Source organism: Geobacter hydrogenophilus, from assembly GCF_018501225.1.
GTDB lineage: Bacteria > Desulfobacterota > Desulfuromonadia > Geobacterales > Geobacteraceae > Geobacter > Geobacter hydrogenophilus.
The window spans coordinates 17,183-35,781 of record NZ_JAHCZI010000009.1 but is presented as its reverse complement, the minus strand read 5'-3'; the positions used below and the strand labels follow the sequence as shown (position 1 = coordinate 35,781).

The window sequence follows — 18,599 nt, the reverse complement described above, 5'->3', positions numbered from 1 at the left end:
GGCTATCCCGGCGGCCACCCCAGATGCCGTCCCGCAAGGAGATGGAAGTGAATGTGAAAGACCGACTGGCCGGCATCGGCATTGGTGTTCTGGACGATGCGGAATCCCCGCTCGTCCACCCCACGCTCCCGGGCGATGGCTGCCGCGGCCCTGAAAACGCGCCCGACAAGAGCGTCATCCCCGGCGGTCAGGTCAAGGGCGTTCACGATGTGCTTGCGGGGAATGAGCAGGATATGGTGCGGTGCGACCGGGTTGATGTCCTCGATGGCGACGAGGTCGTCGTCTTCGTAGACCTTCCTGGCGGGAATGGTCCCGTTGATGATCTTACAGAAGATGCAGTTGTCCATCCGGTTTTCCTTTCATGTCGATTCGGATTCGATTCCAGAGATCTGCCCCCTTGAGCCGGAGATAGCGTTCGTCATGAACAAAGAGGATGACCTGGTGGCCTGAAGCAATGAGGTTAAGTGTAGCCAGAACGGCAGTTTTTCGCTCGTCGTCAAAATTTACCAAAGGGTCGTCGAGAAGAAAAGGCAATTTTCTCCCTCGTGAGAGGATACCGCCCAAGGCAAGCCGGGAGGCAAGATAGGCCTGGTCCTGGACTCCGCAGCTGTAGGCCTCTGCCGGCCTGAGCTCACCATCGGCGCCGATGGTGAGGTTGAAATTGTCGTCGAGACGGGCCTCGCGATACCTGCCGGCGGTGAGGTTATAGAGCTTCCCGTTGATCTCCGAGGAGAGCCGTGCCAGGTACGTGGCCCGGTATTCGTCGAGGGTTTCCCGCAGAAGCTCCACGGCGAGCCGCAACGCGCCGGTCCGCCGCACGAGTCGCTGCTCACGGGACTTGAGCTCTTCCCCCTCCTCGGCGATGGCCTCAAGGTCGAGCCCCCCCGTGCGGAGCACCGCCAACTCCTGCTCCTTGACGAGGGCGGCCCGCTCCTTCTCCTTCACCTCCCCTGCCAGCCGCTGCATCTTCGCCTCGGCGGCGGTGAACTCCTCGTGGGACATGACCGGAAACCCCTTGCCGACAACGCTTTCCATGGTTTCCCGCACCACGGCCAACTCCCGGGCAAGCTCCGTCCCCTGGGCCTTGAGATCGTCCAAAGGAGAGAGCACCTTGAGGGCGCTTGCCACCTGGTCACGCTCGGCAACGATCTCCTCGACTCCTTCCATCTCCTCAAGAACCCCCCGAGCACTGGCCGGGTCGATGTCGCCCAGATGCTCCGCAACCGCTCCCCCGTGACGGGCGGCCTCGCTGCGTAGCCGGTCGGTCTCGGCAGCAAGGCCGTCGATTCTCCCCTGGCGGCGGGATGCGTTGGCATTGCGCGCGCTGTTCAACCGGGCGGCATAGACAACAACGGCCAGGGTCGCCACAAGGGCAATACCGGTCGCCACGTAGGCAGACGCGGGCACGAGGAACCAGGCCGCAACAGCCGCCCCCCACGCGAGAATGGGGGACAGAAGCAGCCCGAGAGGCACTTTGCGAACGTCATCTGACTCCCCGGTCAGCCCCGCCATCTCCTCTTCCAGCTGCTCCAGCCGCTCGCTGGCAGCGCAGTAAGCCCCAATGGTCCTATCGAAGCCATCGGGCAAATCCGTCAGATTCCCCAGGGTGGCAAGCCGTGCCTCAATGGTCCTCCGCTGGGCCTCAAGTGCCTCCACCTTTTCCCGCTCCGCCTGGATACGGTCGAACTCCTTGCGCAGCACTGCTTCACGGCCCGTGTCCTCATGGTACTTTTTCACCCGCTGGAGATACTTCTCCCCCTTATCCAGGTCGGCCCGGCCGACGTCGATGAAGCCCCGAAGCTCCGCCAGCTCCGCTTCCGCCTTGCCGACTTCCTCCATGGTCCGGCTCGCCGTGCGCCAGGCCTCGGCCAACTCGGCCATCCGGGCGCGCACCTCCTCCAGCTCACGATCCTTGGCCCTCCCGCCGGGGCGTCTGGTCAGCTCGTAGAGCTCCTTTTCGAGGCTGTCCACCACCGCGTCGTAATCCATTTCGGAGAAACCCGAGAGGAGCTGTTTGATCCGGGTGGTGAGGGCGCCGTCCCCCTCGATTTTCAGGTCTCGTTGGCCCACGAAGACCGAGTTCCGAAAGATATCCCCCTCGGCGAAGCCCCAGACCTCCTCGATCTTCGCCAGGTACTCCTCCCGCTCGCTGCTCCGCCCCGCCGGAGAGACCTTTCCCTCGAACCGCCACAGGAGCCTGTCTCCGGAGCGCTCCACCGCCTGGACCCGATCGGTCAGGAAATCGCGGACAATGGTCATTTCCCGGTCGTCATAGGCGAAGCTCACCCGGGCCTCGCAACGTTCACCACCACCCCAGGGGACGAACCGGTCCTTTTCTCTCCGGAAGCCGAAGATGGTCCCGGCGATGGCAGCCAGGATCGTTGACTTTCCTGCCTCGTTCTTGCCGCACACCAGGTTCATGCCCCGGCGGAAGGTGAACTCCTCCCCCCCGAAACGGCCAAAGGCGGGGAGCTGCACTGAGGTTATCCAGAGCATCAGTCCCCCCCTTCTCGCATGAAGCGCCCCATGACGAGCTTCAGGGCATCGCGGCAGAGTTCCTGCTCGGCCTCGGATTCCGCTTGCTCGAACCGGGCATGGACCTTCCGGATAAAGAGCCCCCGGATTGAGTCCTCACGTTCCATCCGCTTCACATGATCGCTGTTGTAGATGTCGGTTTCGTCCAGAAGTTCGAGCCAGGCGTACTTCCCCTGGAGCCGGCCGGCCAGATTAGCGATGTCGAGGGGATCCTCCACGGTGCCTACGAGCCGGATGCGGGCAATGAGATCGGGAGAGGCGAGCCGCGCAAGTTCTCCCTCCAGGGCACCCGCCTCGGAGAAAAGGGATGCGTCAACCGTCAACTCGTCCACGATGCGGCTCTGCACCGGCACCTTCTCGACAACCGCGCTCCCCTCCCCCACCTCGACAATGAGGACGTGGCGCTCGCCGTTCTCGCCGAACTTCTTTCCCTCGGGAGAACCGGGATAGCAGGCAACGACCCGCCCCTGATCCTCCAGGCAGCCCACGTTGTGATAGTGGCCGAGGGCGATGTAGTCGAGCCCCAGTGCCACCAGTTCCGCCGTCGTGAACGGGATATCCTTCTTCCGCATCTCCCACTCGGGGCTTCCCTTGAGAGAGCCGTGGAGGAGCCCCACATGAATCCCCGCTCCCTCGCGGCGCCGCATCGATTCCAAGGCCTCCCGGGAGCGGTCGGAGCGGTAGGCGAACCCGTAGAAATGGACCGTTCCCCCCCGGATTTCCAGCGCGAAGGGGTCCGTCACCACAGGATCTTTCAGGATATGGGCGCCGGCAAATTTAGTACGGTTGTAGACGCTTTCGGCTGAGACCACGTTGTCGTGGGTACCGGGGATAAGAACCACGCGGATGCCACGTCCAGCGAGGCGTTCAAAGCCGTCCTGAACGCGCCCCACGGTTTCGGCGTCCACCTGTGTTGCGTCGAAGAGATCGCCAGCCACCAGGAGGCAATCGACTTCGCGCTTGATGGCGAGGTTCACGATTCGGTCGAAGGTCTTAAGAAAATCGCGCCGACGCTCCCGGGCCACTTCCCCGAAATTTTTCAGGGGAGAGCCCAAATGGAGATCGGCGGTATGGAGAATGCGGATGGTCATAATCGATGTGATGGGTTTTTGAGGTTATGAATCAGGGGAAATGTGCCGTTTAATCAGATGGATCAGAAATTCCCGGTTCCCCTTCGGCCCGAGAATCGGCGATTCGGTTATGCCACCCACCTGAAGATCGAGGTATTCAGCCAGGGCAACGATGTTGTCAACCACCTCCCGGTGCTTCACTTCATCCCGCACGACCCCCCCCTTCCCCACTTCGCCCTTGCCCACCTCGAACTGGGGTTTGATGAGGGCAACAACGGCGCCACCGGCGCAAATGAGGCGAAGGGTCGGCGGCAGCACCTTGTCCAGGGAGATGAACGAGGCGTCTATGACCGCCAGGTCAGGAACCTCAGGGAGTGCGTCCGGCTCCAGGTACCGGATGTTGGTCTTCTCAAGGTTCACCACGCGCGGGTCCTGACGGAGCTTCCAAGCCAGTTGGCCGTACCCCACGTCTACAGCGTAAACCTTACGGGCGCCCCGCTGGAGAAGGCAATCCGTAAAACCGCCGGTGGAAGCCCCCACGTCGATGGCAACCATGTCCGCCACGTCGAGGCCAAACTCGTCAAGTGCCCGGGCAAGCTTGAGCCCGCCGCGGCTCACAAAGGGGATATCCTCCCCCTTGAGGCGGATATCGGCATCCAGGGGCACCTGGGTTCCCGCTTTGTCCGCCAGATGGTCGTTCACCACCACCTGGCCGGCCATGATGAGGGCGCGGGCCCGCTCCCGGGACTGAACAAGCCCCCGGTCCACCAGGAGCTTGTCGAGGCGCTCCCTGTTTCGGATTCCGGATGGAGATGCGGGCAAGGTCATGGAAATCAGGGCTTTCTGTAGGACGGACCATCCTCTGCGGCAAGAGGGAGCGTTTCGGATGCAGACTGATAGGCTCTTTTCCGTTCGGCCTTTCGATGGCGGTTCAGCACCCTGACAATGTCAACCACCAGGGGGATATCGTCAGGATGGAGTTGGCGCAACTCCTTGTGTAGCTCCGTGGACTTCACGTCGGATTCAGCCAAGCGAAGCGGAGAGTTTACCGGCGATTCCTCCTGAAAAAAATGACTGACAGGCACTCCGAGCGCAGCGCTCAACCCCATGAGCATTTTCAGGGACGGGAGTTGCTCCCCCCGCTCGATCTTCCCGATATAGGTATAGTCGAGACCGCCATCCACGCGGGCAGCCAAATCCTTCTGCGTCAGTTCCCGATCTTTCCTCAACCTTTTAAGTTCTCGCCCGATATCACAGCTCAACGGCAACTCCCAAGGTTTTCTTCTGCAACGCGACAAGCATCGGTACCAGAGCGGCGCAGGTTTGACTCCCCGCGCAAATAAGCTCATATACCCCTTTCTCCCCCCGGTGTCAACGCGATTAAAAATATGACAATAAGTCATATTAAATATTGACAAATACGACAGATAGTCACACATTGACACAGCAAACCACTTTACCCATACGACCACAAGGAATCCCCATGAACCCGACTCAAGGGCACAGGACCGCCACTATCCGGCCAACAGAACGCATCCTCATCGTTGACGATGACCGCGATGTCCTCATATTCATGAAACTGGCCATGGAAAGCGAGGGGATAGACGTTACATGCGCCGAAAGAGGTGAAGATGCCCTCACACTGCTTACAGAAAGGTCCTACGGTGTCCTTCTCACCGACCAGAACATGCCGGGGATGGATGGATTCGAACTGGCCCAGCACGCCAGGCGCCTCCAACCGGAACTGATAATTTTCATGGGAACCGGGCACCTCTACCCAGGAATCGAAGAACGGGCAACCGCCGCCGGAATCCGTGAGGTATTCGGCAAACCCTTCAACTTCCAGCGCCTCTTCGAACAAATCCTCGAAGCGCTTTCCCACAACAAAGGCCATCAGTCTACACGTCGTACAGAGTGACCATACCAGGAACCAACAATCACGACGATCGGCAGCCTAAAAATTCCTTGCAATCAATTAACGACTTTGCTATAGATTTAAATCCTAGCGCCGAAGTGGTGGAATTGGTAGACACGCAAGATTCAGGTTCTTGTGCGGGCAACCGTGTGCTGGTTCGAGTCCAGTCTTCGGCACCAGAAAATCAAGGGGTTAGCAACTGCGGTTGCTAACCCCTTTTTTCATTACCTTAATGTATCTAAATGTCCACCCCTGTCCGTTCTCCTGCCTCGATTATCACCTTCACATATGCTGCATCAAGCCCCCGGATAACCCTCCACGAGAGAACCGGTTGCCGGACGTCTGAGGGTGAAATAGAATGTCGCGCCCTTTCCCGGTTCGCCCTCGGCCCAAATTCTGCCGCCGTGCCGGGAGATGATCCGTTGCACCGCCGCCAGGCCGACGCCGGTCCCTCCGTACTCACCCATGCCGTGCAGCCTCTGAAACGGGATGAAAAGCTTGTGGACGTAGGCCATATCGAATCCGATGCCATTGTCGCTGACAAAATAGACCGTTTCGCCATTGGCGATACAGGTCCCAAATTCGATTCGGGGACTTGAAACCCTGGCGGTGTACTTCCATGCATTGCCAAGGAGATTTTCCAGTGCCAGCCGGATGAGAATCGGGTCGCCTTCGTCCATAACGTTTTCGGCAATGGTGACTTCAGCCTGGCGGTCGGAATCATGCTGCCGCAGATCCAGAACGATACGGTGGGCAAGATAACTGAGGTCAATCTTCTCCCGATGTAATTCTCTGCGCGTGACCCGAGAAAGCTCAAGAAGGTCGTTGATCAACTGCCCCATCCTCTCGGCCGCCGCCCCCATCCGTTCGATATAGCTCTTGCCCTCATCATCGAGCCTGTCGGAATACTCTTCAAGGAGTATGTTACTGTAGCCGTTTATTCCTCGCAGGGGGGTGCTCAGATCATGGGCGACCGAGTAGCAGAAAGCCTGGAGTTCGCGGTTTGAGGCCTCAAGCTCGGCGGTGCGGTCCGCAACGCGCTGCTCCAGCTCTTCATTCAGCCGACGAATCAATTCGTTCTGCGCCTTGACCTGACGTTCATGGATGATTCGGGCGGCGCAGTCGTCGATAGCCTCAAAGAGAAGCTTGTGGTTAATGGGTTTCAGCACATACCTGCTGATCCCCATCTTTATGGCCTCCAGCAGGTAGTCCGTTTCACTGCAGGCAGAAATGATGATGACACTTACTGCCGGGTCCTCTTCCAGTATCCTGCGGGTCATCTGGATGCCATCCATGACCGGCATGCGGATATCGGTCAGAATGATATCCGGCCGTTGTTCCCTGAACCGTTCCAATCCGGCCATGCCATTTTCTGCAGTCCGGATATCCACGTTGGGAAACTTCCTTACCAACACGCTCCTGAGAAGCTCCCTGATTTCGGGTTCATCCTCCACGTAGAGAAGCGACAGACGAAAATCCGGATATTGCTGGAGTTCCATTTCAGACCTCTATCCTGAACTCAGCTCCTTCCCCGACATTGCGTGCGGTAAGGGAGCCGTTCATGTTTTTCTCGATGATGGTTTTCGACATGAACAGACCGACCCCTGTCCCCCTGTCCGGACCTCTGGTGGTGAAATAGGGATCGAATATCTTCTCCATAATCTCCTCAGGAATGCCGCCGGCATTATCGGCAATGACGACGACTGCCTTGCCGTCTCTCGTGTTGATTGTGATCGTCACCCGCGGATTGTCAACATTGCGCTCCACCAGAGCATCCCTGGCATTCAGCAGGATATTGATGAGCACCTGGGAGAATTCATTCAGATAGCCGTTTATAACCGGATCACCCGCTGATTGGGTGTCGATCCTGATCATGGAACCGGCAAAGCTTCCTTCGATAATGGATACCGCCCTGGAGACAGCGTCGCAGACTCTGAACAGCACCTTTTCCTTGTCCGGCATGAAAAAATTCCTGAAGTCGTCAATGGTCTGCGACATGTGGAAAATTACCTTCATTGACTTTTCCGTACAGGCTTTCAGATGTTCCGCACGTAACTCGCCACCCTCGCCGCATTCCGGCAAGCTCTGGACAATGAGAGCCAGCAGGTTCAGCGGCTGCCGCCATTGGTGGGCGATGTTGCCAATCATCTCTCCCATGGCCGCCTGGCGACTCTGGAGAATGAGGAGACGCTCTTTGTTCCGAAGCTCTTCCCCAGTTTGCCGGTGATTGGCAATCTCTTTCTCCAATGCCGCAATGCTCTCCTCAAGCTTATTATTCAGATCACGGGCTTTTTCCTCGGCACGTTTACGTTCCGCGACCTCCTGACGCAACGCGGCGACGGAATTGCGCATGTTGGCATCGGCCGACTGGAGCCTTTCCGTCATGCCGTTGAAGGTCGTGGCCAGGTGCCCCAGTTCGTCGTCAGCCAACCGCTCAACCCGGTGATCCAGGCTACCGGCAGCCACAATATCCATGCCACGCCGCAATCGGGCTATGGAAGTGATGATGGTCCTGGAACTGATGGCGGAGATGGCGCTGATCACCAACGCGAGTGACATGAACAGCGCAATAACGCTGAGATTCAATCTTTCCCGCATCGACGCAAGCTCGTTCTGCTTGCTGCCGGCAAGGCGCACCACAGTGCTGAACATTTCGCGAGCCTTGATGAGAAGCACCCCTGCAAGACGCTCGTTCCGATCGCTCAGTTGTCCGGTGGTGGTGAACTTGCCACGGACCTCGAGATCATTGCTCAACTGGGTGAAGATATGCCCCATATCCTTGTGAGTCCGGCGTAACCTAAGCCATAGATTGTCGTTTCCCTGGCCGGCCTGGAGTTTATCGGCGAGCTTGTTCCCGATGGCATCGTGCTTCACGAGCCACTGGGCCTTGATCTGACGCTCCTGGTAGATCAGGTACTGGTCGGACAGAAAGTTCAGATCAAAAACATCCTGTGCAAGGGCCGTGACAAACTGCAACTCTTTCACATTGTCGTCGAGACGCCTGTCCATGCTGGCGATATATATGCTCACCAACAAGGCCACTCCGAGGGGAAGGACGGCCATGACGGCCAGACGTTTCCTGATTGACACCTGAGGCTACCTCATTACCGAAACTGCAGCCGGCTTGATGCGGCGTAAGGCATCCGCGTAAATGAACTCTTGAAAGTTCGGCACTTCCCGGACAGTGGTCCTATTCTGTTTCATCGCCCATCGCGCCTGGCTTTCCAGGGTCAGGAGCAGGGTATGATCAAGGGCAAGGTCGAATTCATAGTCAGGCCATACTTCCCTGAGCTGCGCCGGATCAACCCGGAAAGCCTCCATGGCCGTCTTCTTCGCCCCATCAGCATTATTCCTGATGGAGCTGTTTGCCTGGTCAAGGGCTGTGACGACTTTTTGGACCGTGTCCCTGTGGCCGGCAACAAAATTCCTGGAGGCAACGATGTTCCAATACATCTGGTATGTCTCCTGGGCGAAGAACCTGATACTGTTATCCCCCAGCCCCTTCAACAGGTCTGCGGCGTGTTGGCCCCAGGTAGAAACCGCATCGACCCTCTTGGAGAGAAGGGCATTCACCGTTTCTCCCGGAGTCAACTCCACAACGACAATATCACTGCGCGGGATCCCGTGCATGACCAGAAATTCGTCGAGAAAGAACTCACTGGTGGTTCCGGGAATGACGCCAACCACCTTCCCCCGGATGTGGGCCGGCACGGTGATCCCGCTGTCCTTTCTCGCCACGATGCTGTTTTCCCTGCCGCTCTTGCTGATGGTGGCAAGCACCCGTATATCCGCGCCATCCAGGGCAGCCAGCATAATGGGGAAATCCGCCACCGTCGCGAAATCCGCCTCACCGCGACGCACCGCCGCCAAGGCGTCTTTCCCGGCGGAATAGAATTTGATTTCAACATCAAGCCCTTGCTGGACGAAAAATCCCTGGTGATGGGCGACTAACACCGGCACGGAATCCAGCAGCGCGGCAACGGCGAACACCAGGCGTTCGGGCGAGCGGGAAACCTTTCCGGACCTTCCCCCCTGTAGGACCATGGTAACGAAGACCCCGCCGGCAATAACAGCGACAACTCCAAGGATGACGGCTATTTTTTTTGTCGTGATCACAGAAGTCCCCATTTCAGACCATGATCCTGAATTCCGCTCCTTCGCCGCTATTGCGCACGGTAAGCGTACCCCCCATGTTCTTTTCGATAATGGTCTTCGCGATGAAGAGCCCGAGCCCTGTACCGCTGCTCGGTCCCTTTGAGGTGAAGTACGGATCGAATACCTTTCCGATGATCTCCCTATCAATACCACCGCCATTGTCCGCGATGGTGACCACAACGCGGTCATCTTCCGCGAACAGGCGCAGCAAGACACGTGGCTTCTCCACCTTTCGCTCCAGGAGGGCATCCCGGGCATTCGTGAGGATATTGAGAAGCGCTTGGGAAAATTCATTGGGATATCCGGTTATGGACATGCCCTGCGGGGAGTCGAACAAAACCTCTATCCCGAGACTCTTAAAGTTATCTCTCATAAGGGAGAGAGCGTTGTTGATTGCCTGTTTCATTTCAAACCGGACTTTTTCCTTGTCGGGCCTGAAGAAATTCCTGAAGTCGTCAATGGTCTGGGACATGTGAAAAATCAGCTGCATGGCCCGGTTTACCCTTTCATCAAGGTGATCTTTCGTGAGTTCCCCCAACTCTTCACTCATAGAGAGACCCTGAATGATGAGCCCGAGCGTATTCAACGGCTGCCGCCACTGGTGCGCGATATTGCCGATCATTTCCCCCATGGCCGCGAGACGCCCCTGATGGATGAGGAGTCGCTCCTGTTCGCGAAGCGCCTCCAGAGCATGGATACGGTGTGAGCTCTCTTTCCGCAATTCATTCAGGGCGTCGGCAAGCTCACGGGTTCGCTCCGCAACCTTCTGTTCCAGTTCGTTGTGGGCCGACTGCAAAGCTTCGACAGCCCTCTTGCGTTCGGTAATGTCCTTAGCAATACCGGTTGTGCCGATGACCGTGCCGTTCTGGTCAAACCGGGGCGCCTTGAACGTCTCGAACCACCGTTCCTCGCCATTCTCAACAGTGTGCTCCTCAACAAACTTTCTCTGGCCGCTCTTCATGACTTCCCGGTCGTCGGCTCGAAATGCCTCGGCCAGATGCACCGGCCAGAGGTCCAAGTCCGTTTTCCCGATAACCTCTTTTGGGGATGAATAGCCGCAGCTTGTGGCGAATGGCCAGTTCACCTTCACGTAGTGACCTTCCGTATCCTTGAGCCAGGCGCTGTAGGGGATGTTGTCGAGAATGGCATAGGTGTCGAGCTGACTCTTGATGACAACATTCTCCAACTCCTTGTGCCCGGTTATATCCATGAAGGCGCCAACGGCACCGCATGGCTGTCCTTCACTATCCCATAGCGTTGCCGCGGAACAGTAAAGATTAAGACATGTCCCATCCTCTCGAACGATGTCGAGGGTTTCTCCAGCGACAGCCTCACCCCGGGCAGCCCGTTGCATGGGCAATTCTGACGGAGCAAGCACCTCACCATCCCTAAAAACCTGGTATCTGGCCGGGCTTGGTGCTCCTTTCGAAAGTTCGCTGCCGACCGCCACGCCAAGCAGGTTTTCCAGGGCCGGGTTGCCCCGGATGATGGCGCCCTGTGAATCATTGGTGATAGCGAGACCGATGGGCGAGGTATCGAGGATAAGCTGCAATTCGGCAACCCGCCGCTCCAGTTCCCGGTTCAACTGTAAAAACCTTTCCTCCGCGTTCTTGCTCTCGGTGATATCCTCGGTGAAAATGACAATTCCTCCCACCTGCTCCGACGAGTCGTACCAGGGGTGAATCTCCCATCGCAACCACTGCACCGAGCCGTCGGCCCGCTCGAAACGGTCCCTTTCCGCCCGCAGTTCTTCCCCCGCCAGCCCGCGGCGATGGGCCTCCTTCCACTCCTCGGGAATTTCAGGGAAAACGTCGTAATGGCATTGACCGCGCAGGTCACGGTCGCCGAGCCCATAGTCTCTCAACCAGCGCCGGCTGACACACAGATAGCGCATGTCGCGATCGAACATCGCCAGTGCTGCGGGAGCGTGCTCAATGAAGAGTTGGAGCCGTTTCTCGTTTTCGCGCAATGCCTTCTCGGCCTGCCTGATATCAGTGATGTCGTGGAGATAGATGCGCACGACTGCAAACAGGGGTGTAAGAACAATGGTCTCGCGGAAGACCCTTGTGCCTAGGGAAAGCTCGCGAATCGCGCTTGTTTCGCTTTGCCTGTCCCACCCATGCAGAATAGTGCCCAGATCACCAGGAACAAACAGGCCGGGGTCGGCCCCCACGCCGATGCTCTCCAGGATCTTGTAGGTGGCCGGATTACAGAGAATGACCCTGCCGGCATAATCGGTCTCGATGATCGGGTTCGGGTTGAACTGCGGAAAATAGGAAAGACGCCTGATCCGCTCATCCATCCTCTTGTGCTCTGATATGTCATGTATGAAAGAGTAATAATAGAGTGGTCTCCCCGCCCCATCCTTCCTGAGGTGGACGATAAGCCCTGCCGGGACCCGCGAGCCATCTTTTCTGATGAATTCCTTTTCATAGGTTACGGGCTCGCCGGTTCGACAGAGTTCCTCCAGCTTCGCCTGCTCCATCATCAGCCATTCCGGCGGAGTAAGGGCGGCGGCCGAACCCATTTGTTGCAACTCTTCCCTGCTATAGCCGGTAAGTCGCTCGAATGCCCCGTTCACGTGACCTATTCTGCCATCAGGATAACCGATACTAAAGGGCTGGCTGGAGCCTTCCAGCAAATGAGCAAGGAAACGAATCTCCTGCTCGCCCCCGCCTTCCCCATCCCAATGCCGCTCTTTCTCCCCGCTAGAGCAGTCACCTTCCCCTAGCTTTCCAATGGTGTCTTCCTCCTTCAACGGCCCCCCCCTCTCCATCCGCGTATGACACTAAACAGTATCGTGTCATCATTAAAATTCAAGTAGAACACTTCCAGAGGAAGAAAGCCAGCAATCCAGTACGTCCCCCCTACGCTGCATACTTGGAGATTGAACGAAAAAAGGACACCCCAGCGGGATGCCCTCTTTTCATCGGTCTCAACGGTAAACGCCTCGGTTGTGCCGGGGAGTCACCTGTATCGTATGGCATGCCATTGCCACTATCGGCTCGGCCGGACAGGAGGAAGCCTGCTCAGTACCTCACCACCGCCCCTTCGGGCCAATCGGAAACACTCCAGTGATCCACAAGTTCATGCTGGCTATAGATGTGATTTCCGAGCCTCTTTGCCTCAACGCCTTCCTTGAGCGTCACGGAAAACATACAGACCCCATACCCATCGTAGCAGTTCACGAACATTGGCAACCTCCTTCTCCCCTTCATGGGAAACAGTTTGAAGCGCCAGCCTCTTGCCAAACAACATGCAATGAACTTGCCAACAGTCAAACAACGAACGATTTTCCCAGAACCTTCTCCGGATGCCGGTTTTACCGCCCGAAATCTCCCACCGTGTGCCGATACGTACCCCATGACGGCAAAACAATGCCCACAAGATGTGCACCAGTGTCCGCCAATCGTTACACCAGTTACGACAGCGCCACACTATTTCCCTTTTTTCTGCGGGGAAGTTCCACGACGCGGCGCCTTCCCGCGCGCGCCGTTCATGCCGTCTGCCAGCGCAACCACCTCCCCGGGCGTGAGATGCCTGTACTCGCCGATCTTCAGGTCTCCCATGGCGAGGGTACCGTACCGCACCCGCCGGAGCCGCACCACGGAGAGGCTGACCGCTTCGCACATCCGGCGGACCTGCCGGTAGCGCCCCTCGTGGATGGTGATGGAAACCCAGGTATTGTTGTCGCTCTGCTTGGTCACCGAAACCCGTGCCGGAGCGGCCTTGCCGTCCTCCAGCTCAACCCCCTGCTCCAGACGGGTGATCTGCTCCCGGGCGACGGTTCCCCGCACCCGCACCAGGTACTCCTTGTCCACCTCGTGACGCGGATGGGCAAGGCGGTTGGCCCAGGCACCGTCGTTGGTGAGAAGGAGGAGTCCCTCGGTGTTGTAGTCGAGGCGCCCGACGGGGAAAACCCGCACCCCGAGCCCCTTCAGGAGATCGGTCACGATGGGGCGTCCCTCGGGGTCCTTCAGGGTGGTCACATACCCCACCGGCTTATTGAGAATGATGTAGACCCGCTTTTCGTCCACGGTAACCGGCTTGCCGTCAACAGTGATAGCGTCGCGGGAGGGGTCGGCCTTGGCCCCGAGCTCGATGACCGGCTTGCCGTTCACCGCCACGCGCCCGTCGGTGATCATCCGCTCGGCCTCCCGGCGGGAGGCGATGCCGGCCTGGGAGAGTATTTTCTGCAATCGTTCTTCCATGCATGTCTCCTGAAAAGGCGAAAGGCTAAAGATGCCTCCACCTTTAGCCTTCAGCCCGTCGTATCCAGCCCTTGCGATGCCTACCCGGCGAATCTGCTCATTTTGCGGAACTTCTGGTACCGCCCCTCAACGAGCTGCTCCACGGAGAGGGCCTTCAGCTCCTTCAGGTGCCGGGCAAGGGCCTGATGGAGGTTCTTGGCCATGGTCTCGTGGTCCCGGTGGGCGCCCCCCAGGGGCTCCTTGACGATCTCGTCGATCACATCCAGCTCCTTGAGGTCCGGGGCGGTCAGCTTCAGGGCCTCGGCGGCCTGGGCCCCCTTGGTGCCGTCGGACCAGAGGATGGCGGCGCACCCTTCGGGGGAGATGACGGCGTAGATGGAGTACTCCAGCATCAGGACCCGGTCGCCCACGGCAATGGCCAGAGCCCCGCCGGAGCCACCCTCGCCGGTGATGACGACGACAATCGGTACCGTGAGGCTCGCCATCTCCCGGAGGTTGCGGGCGATGGCCTCGGCCTGGCCCCGCTCCTCGGCGCCGATGCCAGGGTAGGCGCCGGGGGTGTCGACGAAGGTGATGATCGGCATCCGGAACCGCTCGGCCATCTCCATGAGGCGCAGGGCCTTGCGGTACCCCTCGGGGTTCGGCATCCCGAAGTTGCGGTAGACCTTCTCTTTGGTGTCGCGCCCCTTCTGGTGGCCGATGATCATGACCGGCTCGCCGTCCAGCTTGGCCATACCGCCAACGATGGCGTGGTCGTCGCCGAAAAGCCGGTCGCCGTGGAGCTCCACGAAGTCGGTGAAGATGTGCTTGATGTAGTCGAGGGTGAAGGGACGGTCGATGTGGCGGGCCACCTGGACCATCTGCCAGCGGGAGAGGTTGGCGAAGATCACCTCCCGCATCTTGTCGACTTTTTTCTCCAGTTTGGCGACCTCGGTCTTCAGCTCTACGTTGTCGGCGGCGATGTCGGCCAGCTCCTGGATTTTCTGCTCCAGCTCAAACACTGGCTTTTCGAATTCGAGTTGATATTGGGAAGCCATTAATAGTCTCCTTTGCACGATTCCTTCGATGTATTGTCAACGCTGTCGGGCGGGTTACTCAAAAGACACGGCATGATAGCCGAAGAGGTTCTTCACTTCAAGGGAGAGTTCCTCGGTGGGGGCCACCTGGTACGAATCGGGGAGCGCGATGGTGGCCCGGCACTGGGCGGGGATCTCGATGGCCAGAAGCGTCTTGCAGCTGCCGGGATGGCGGCGCATGATACCCTTGAGGGTTTCGAGACGGCTGCGGTCAAGGCCGTCGCCGGAAAGGGTGAAGATCACCCGTTTTGTCTCCCGGCTGCTCACGTCCCGCAGGAGCACCACCTCGTTGGCCATGATCTTGATGCTCTTCTCCCCCTTGTCGATAGTGCCCGAAATAAGGAGCGGATCGTCGGATTTGAGGTACTCGGAGCCGGCGGCAAAGGCCTCGGGGAAGACCACCACCTCCACGGAGCCGAGAAGATCCTCCAGGGTGGCGAAGGCCATCCGGTCCCCTTTCTTGGTGATCAGCTCCTTGAGGGAGGTGACGATGCCGCAGAGCTTCACCTCGCTCTTGTCGGCCCGCTCCTCCAGGGTGGCGGTGTCGGCGGTGGAGAAACGCCTGATCTCCTTCTCGTAGCGCCCCAGCGGGTGGCCGGTGATGAAGAAGCCGAGGGCCTCCTTCTCCTGTCCCAGTTTCAGCTTGTCGTCCCATTCGGGGATATCGGGGAGTTGCACCTTTCCCTTGCCGTTGCCGTTGGTCCGGACGATCTCCTCGGCGCCGAAGAGGGATACCTGGGCGCTCTCCCGCTCCTGCTGGATCTTCTGCCCGATGGTCATGGCATCTTCCAGGGCCGCCATGAGCTGGGAGCGCCGGGCGCCGGTGGAGTCGAAGGCGCCGCACTTGATGAGGGCTTCCACCACCCGCTTGTTGACCTTGCGGAGATCGACCCGCTCGCAGAAGTCGAAGAGGTCCTTGAAGTCCCCCTCTTTGCGGGCCTCGATGATCGCCTCGATGGCACCCTCCCCCACGTTCTTCACGGCGCCGAGGCCGAAGCGAATGGAGTTCCCCAGGACCCGGAAGGAGAGGTGCGAGGCGTTGATGTCGGGCGGCAGCACCTCGATCCCCATCTCCCGGCAGTCGGCGATGTTCTTCACCACCTTGTCGGTGTTCCCCATGTCCTCGGTGAGGAGGGCGGCCAGGAACTCCACCGGATAGTGGGCCTTGAGAAAGGCGGTCTGGTAGGCCACCAGGGCGTAGGCGGCCGAGTGGGACTTGTTGAAGCCGTATTCGGCGAACTTGGCCATGAGGTCGAAGATGGCGCCGGCCTTCTGGAGGTCGATGCCGCCGTTCTTCGCCCCTTCCAGGAAGATGTCCCGCTGCTTGGCCATCTCCGCCGGGTCCTTCTTACCCATGGCGCGGCGCAGCAGGTCGGCGCCGCCGAGGGAGTAGCCCGCCAGGGTTCGGGCGATCTGCATGACCTGCTCCTGGTAGACGATGACCCCGTAGGTGTCCTTGAGGATCGGCTCCAGTTGCGGCAGATCGTAGACCACCTTTTTGCGGCCGTGCTTGCGGTCGATGAAGTCGTCCACCATGCCCGAGCCGAGGGGGCCCGGCCGGTAGAGGGCGCAGGCGGCGATGACGTCCTCGAAGCAGGAGGGCTTCAGCTTGACGAGCATCTCCTTCATGCCACTCGATTCAAGCTGGAAGACGCCGGTGGTGTTGCCGGCGGAGATGAGCTCGTAGCTGGCCTGGTCGTCGTCGCGCAGGGCTGCGATGTCGAAGTTGGGGTCCTTGCCGGCGCGGATGATCTTCACCGCGTTGTGGATGACCGTCAGGTTCTTGAGCCCCAGGAAGTCGAACTTCACGAGACCGATCTTCTCCACGTACTTCATGGAGTACTGGGTGGTGAGGGAGCCGGTCTTCTGGTCCTTGTAGACGGGGCAAAACTCCTCCAGCACCTTCGGCGCCACCACGACGCCAGCCGCGTGGGTGGAGGCGTGGCGGGCGAGCCCCTCAAGGCAGAGGCCCACGTCGAGAAGCTCCTTCACGCGGGAATCGGCGTCCGCCTCCTCCTTGAGACGGGGCTCCTGGGCGATGGCGTCCTTGAGCTTGATGCCGAGGACTTCCGGCACCAGCTTGGCGATCTTGTCCACCTCGCCGTAGGTCATGTCCAGGGCGCGCCCCACGTCGCGGATGACGGCCCGGGCCGACATGGTCCCGAAGGTGATGATCTGGCAGACCTTGTCGCGGCCGTACTTCTCGGTGACGTAGTGGATCACCTCCTCGCGGCGGTCCTGGCAGAAGTCCACGTCGATATCGGGCATGGAGATCCGCTCCGGGTTCAGGAAGCGTTCGAAGAGGAGGTTGTAGGGAATCGGGTCCAGGTCGGTGATTCGGATGGAGTAGGCGACCAGGGAGCCGGCCGCCGAGCCCCGTCCCGGCCCCACGGGGATGCCGTGGTCCTTGGCCCAGTTGATGAAGTCGGCCACGATGAGGAAGTAGCCGGGGAATCCCATCTGCTTGATGCAGTCCAGCTCGATCCGGAGGCGGTCCCAGTATCCCTGTTCCTGCTCCGGGGTCAGGGCGGGGTTCTTGATCCGGATCGCCTTGAGCCGCGATTCCAGCCCCTTGCGGGCCGCATCCTCCAGCATCTGGTCGAGGGTCTGGTCCTCGGGGGGATCGAACTGGGGGAAGTGGTAGGTCTTGAAGTCAAAGGAGAGGTCGCACCGTTCGGCGATCTTCACGGTATTGCTGATGGCCTCGGGGGCGTAGTGGAACGCGGCGGCCATCTCCTCGGGGGTCTTCACGTAGAACTCGTCGGCGGAGAAACGCATCCGCGACGGGTCGTTCATGGTCTTGCCGGTCTGGATACAGAGGAGCACCTCGTGGGCCCGGGCATCCTCCCGGTTGAGGTAGTGGCAGTCGTTGGTGGCCACCAGCGGCAGCCCCACCTCCCGCGCCACCTCCAGAAGCCCCTTATTGGCCTTGTCCTGCTCGGGGAGGGTGTTCTCCTGGAGTTCAATGTAGTAGCGGTCCGGGAAGAGGTCCGCGTACCAGCGGGCCACTCCCACTGCCTCCTCCATCCGGTTCCGCTCGCAGAGGTAGGCCACCTCCCCCTTCAGGCAGGCGGAGAGGCAGATGAGCCCCTCGGCGTTCTCGGCCAGAACCTCCTTGTCGATGCGGGGCTTGTAGTAGAATCCCTCCTTGAACCCGATGGAAACCAGCTTTGACAGGTTCTTGTAGCCGGTCATGTTCTCGCAGAGGAGCAGGAGATGGTAGCCGGCGCCGGCCTCGCCTCCCTTGACCTCCTTCACGAAGCGGGAGCCCGGGGCGATGTAGACCTCGGCGCCGATGACCGGCTTCACATCCTTGTCCTTGCACTTGAGGTAGAACTCCATGGCGCCGAACATGGCCCCGTGGTCGGTGATGGCCACGGCCGGCATCCCGGTGTCCTTGGCCTTCTTGACCAGATCGTTGAGGCGGATGGCGCCATCGAGGAGGGAGTACTGGGTGTGGAGATGGAGATGGACAAAGCTCATTGGTTACCCATGTGACGTGCAGGAGGGAGGACGATTTTACTTTGACTAAAAAATTCTGACGATTATGCCACGAAAGAGCCGGCACTGTCAACATGCCATGCATCTCACCGCGCCATGTTCCACACAAGCTAATCCATTGAATTAGTTGAAATTT

At 59.3% G+C, this 18,599-nt stretch carries 13 protein-coding genes, 1 tRNA gene and 1 pseudogene; 2 read left to right on the top strand and 13 right to left on the bottom strand.

Going from position 1 to position 18,599, the window contains the following annotated elements; genetic code table 11:
* Nucleotides 1–2 precede the first annotated feature (2 nt).
* From KI811_RS13510 to KI811_RS13490, 5 genes are read right to left on the bottom strand one after another with little or no spacing between them, the layout of a single operon-like run.
* A complete protein-coding gene (locus tag KI811_RS13510) occupies nt 3–347 on the bottom strand; it encodes a histidine triad nucleotide-binding protein (RefSeq protein WP_004512144.1) in 345 nt (114 codons plus the stop codon).
* Entirely contained in the window at nt 325–2,496 is a 2,172-nt protein-coding gene (locus KI811_RS13505) for an ATP-binding protein (RefSeq protein WP_214187006.1), read from the bottom strand. Before KI811_RS13505 ends, KI811_RS13510 begins: the two co-directional genes overlap by 23 nt.
* On the bottom strand, nt 2,496–3,626 hold the full coding sequence (locus KI811_RS13500; RefSeq protein WP_214187005.1) for a metallophosphoesterase family protein: 1,131 nt from the start codon (nt 3,624–3,626) through the stop codon (nt 2,496–2,498). Before KI811_RS13500 ends, KI811_RS13505 begins: the two co-directional genes overlap by 1 nt.
* Nucleotides 3,627–3,650: 24 nt before the next feature.
* Entirely contained in the window at nt 3,651–4,433 is a 783-nt protein-coding gene (locus tag KI811_RS13495; protein ID WP_214187004.1) for a TlyA family RNA methyltransferase, read from the bottom strand.
* A gap of 5 nt (nt 4,434–4,438) precedes the next feature.
* The gene (locus tag KI811_RS13490) at nt 4,439–4,867 is read right to left on the bottom strand and encodes a helix-turn-helix domain-containing protein (RefSeq protein ID WP_214187003.1); all 429 of its coding nucleotides are present in this window, start codon (nt 4,865–4,867) and stop codon (nt 4,439–4,441) included.
* A 221-nt stretch (nt 4,868–5,088) separates the two neighbouring features.
* On the opposite strand from KI811_RS13490, the gene KI811_RS13485 reads away from it, so the two are divergent.
* Complete coding sequence (locus tag KI811_RS13485; RefSeq protein ID WP_214187002.1) at nt 5,089–5,523, top strand: response regulator; 435 nt, start codon at nt 5,089–5,091, stop codon at nt 5,521–5,523.
* 89 nt (nt 5,524–5,612) lie between these two features.
* A tRNA-Leu gene (locus KI811_RS13480) sits at nt 5,613–5,699 on the top strand.
* A gap of 117 nt (nt 5,700–5,816) precedes the next feature.
* Here KI811_RS13480 and KI811_RS13475 read toward each other — a convergent pair.
* The 8 genes and pseudogenes from KI811_RS13475 to dnaE all read right to left on the bottom strand — a co-directional run bounded on the left by KI811_RS13475 (nt 5,817) and on the right by dnaE (nt 18,445).
* The gene (locus KI811_RS13475) at nt 5,817–7,019 is read right to left on the bottom strand and encodes a sensor histidine kinase (protein ID WP_214187001.1); all 1,203 of its coding nucleotides are present in this window, start codon (nt 7,017–7,019) and stop codon (nt 5,817–5,819) included.
* 1 nt (nt 7,020) lies between these two features.
* Nucleotides 7,021–8,610 (bottom strand): sensor histidine kinase, encoded by a 1,590-nt coding sequence (locus tag KI811_RS18665; RefSeq protein ID WP_214187000.1) that lies wholly within the window; start codon nt 8,608–8,610, stop codon nt 7,021–7,023.
* Between the two features lie 6 nt (nt 8,611–8,616).
* The gene (locus tag KI811_RS13465) at nt 8,617–9,636 is read right to left on the bottom strand and encodes an ABC transporter substrate-binding protein (protein WP_214186999.1); all 1,020 of its coding nucleotides are present in this window, start codon (nt 9,634–9,636) and stop codon (nt 8,617–8,619) included.
* Nucleotides 9,637–9,649: 13 nt separating this feature from the next.
* Nucleotides 9,650–12,349, bottom strand: a pseudogene (locus KI811_RS13460) (PAS domain S-box protein); the annotation flags it as partial.
* A gap of 355 nt (nt 12,350–12,704) precedes the next feature.
* The gene (locus KI811_RS13455; protein ID WP_214186997.1) at nt 12,705–12,869 is read right to left on the bottom strand and encodes a hypothetical protein; all 165 of its coding nucleotides are present in this window, start codon (nt 12,867–12,869) and stop codon (nt 12,705–12,707) included.
* Between the two features lie 243 nt (nt 12,870–13,112).
* The gene (locus tag KI811_RS13450; RefSeq protein WP_214186996.1) at nt 13,113–13,886 is read right to left on the bottom strand and encodes a pseudouridine synthase; all 774 of its coding nucleotides are present in this window, start codon (nt 13,884–13,886) and stop codon (nt 13,113–13,115) included.
* An 80-nt stretch (nt 13,887–13,966) separates the two neighbouring features.
* On the bottom strand, nt 13,967–14,923 hold the full coding sequence (locus tag KI811_RS13445) for an acetyl-CoA carboxylase carboxyltransferase subunit alpha (protein WP_214186995.1): 957 nt from the start codon (nt 14,921–14,923) through the stop codon (nt 13,967–13,969).
* A 54-nt stretch (nt 14,924–14,977) separates the two neighbouring features.
* The gene (gene dnaE / locus KI811_RS13440; protein WP_214186994.1) at nt 14,978–18,445 is read right to left on the bottom strand and encodes a DNA polymerase III subunit alpha; all 3,468 of its coding nucleotides are present in this window, start codon (nt 18,443–18,445) and stop codon (nt 14,978–14,980) included.
* Between the last annotated feature and the right edge of the window lie 154 nt (nt 18,446–18,599).

Excerpts from the sequence above, each read along its gene's own strand:
- KI811_RS13510 (WP_004512144.1), bottom strand. The coding sequence starts at position 347 with ATGGACAACTGCATCTTCTGTAAGATCATCAACGGGACCATTCCCGCC.
- KI811_RS13505 (WP_214187006.1), bottom strand. The coding sequence starts at position 2,496 with ATGCTCTGGATAACCTCAGTGCAGCTCCCCGCCTTTGGCCGTTTCGGG.
- KI811_RS13500 (WP_214187005.1), bottom strand. The coding sequence starts at position 3,626 with ATGACCATCCGCATTCTCCATACCGCCGATCTCCATTTGGGCTCTCCC.
- KI811_RS13495 (WP_214187004.1), bottom strand. The coding sequence starts at position 4,433 with ATGACCTTGCCCGCATCTCCATCCGGAATCCGAAACAGGGAGCGCCTC.
- KI811_RS13485 (WP_214187002.1), top strand. The coding sequence starts at position 5,089 with ATGAACCCGACTCAAGGGCACAGGACCGCCACTATCCGGCCAACAGAA.
- KI811_RS13475 (WP_214187001.1), bottom strand. The coding sequence starts at position 7,019 with ATGGAACTCCAGCAATATCCGGATTTTCGTCTGTCGCTTCTCTACGTG.
- KI811_RS13455 (WP_214186997.1), bottom strand. The coding sequence starts at position 12,869 with ATGTTCGTGAACTGCTACGATGGGTATGGGGTCTGTATGTTTTCCGTG.
- KI811_RS13450 (WP_214186996.1), bottom strand. The coding sequence starts at position 13,886 with ATGGAAGAACGATTGCAGAAAATACTCTCCCAGGCCGGCATCGCCTCC.
- KI811_RS13445 (WP_214186995.1), bottom strand. The coding sequence starts at position 14,923 with ATGGCTTCCCAATATCAACTCGAATTCGAAAAGCCAGTGTTTGAGCTG.
- dnaE (WP_214186994.1), bottom strand. The coding sequence starts at position 18,445 with ATGAGCTTTGTCCATCTCCATCTCCACACCCAGTACTCCCTCCTCGAT.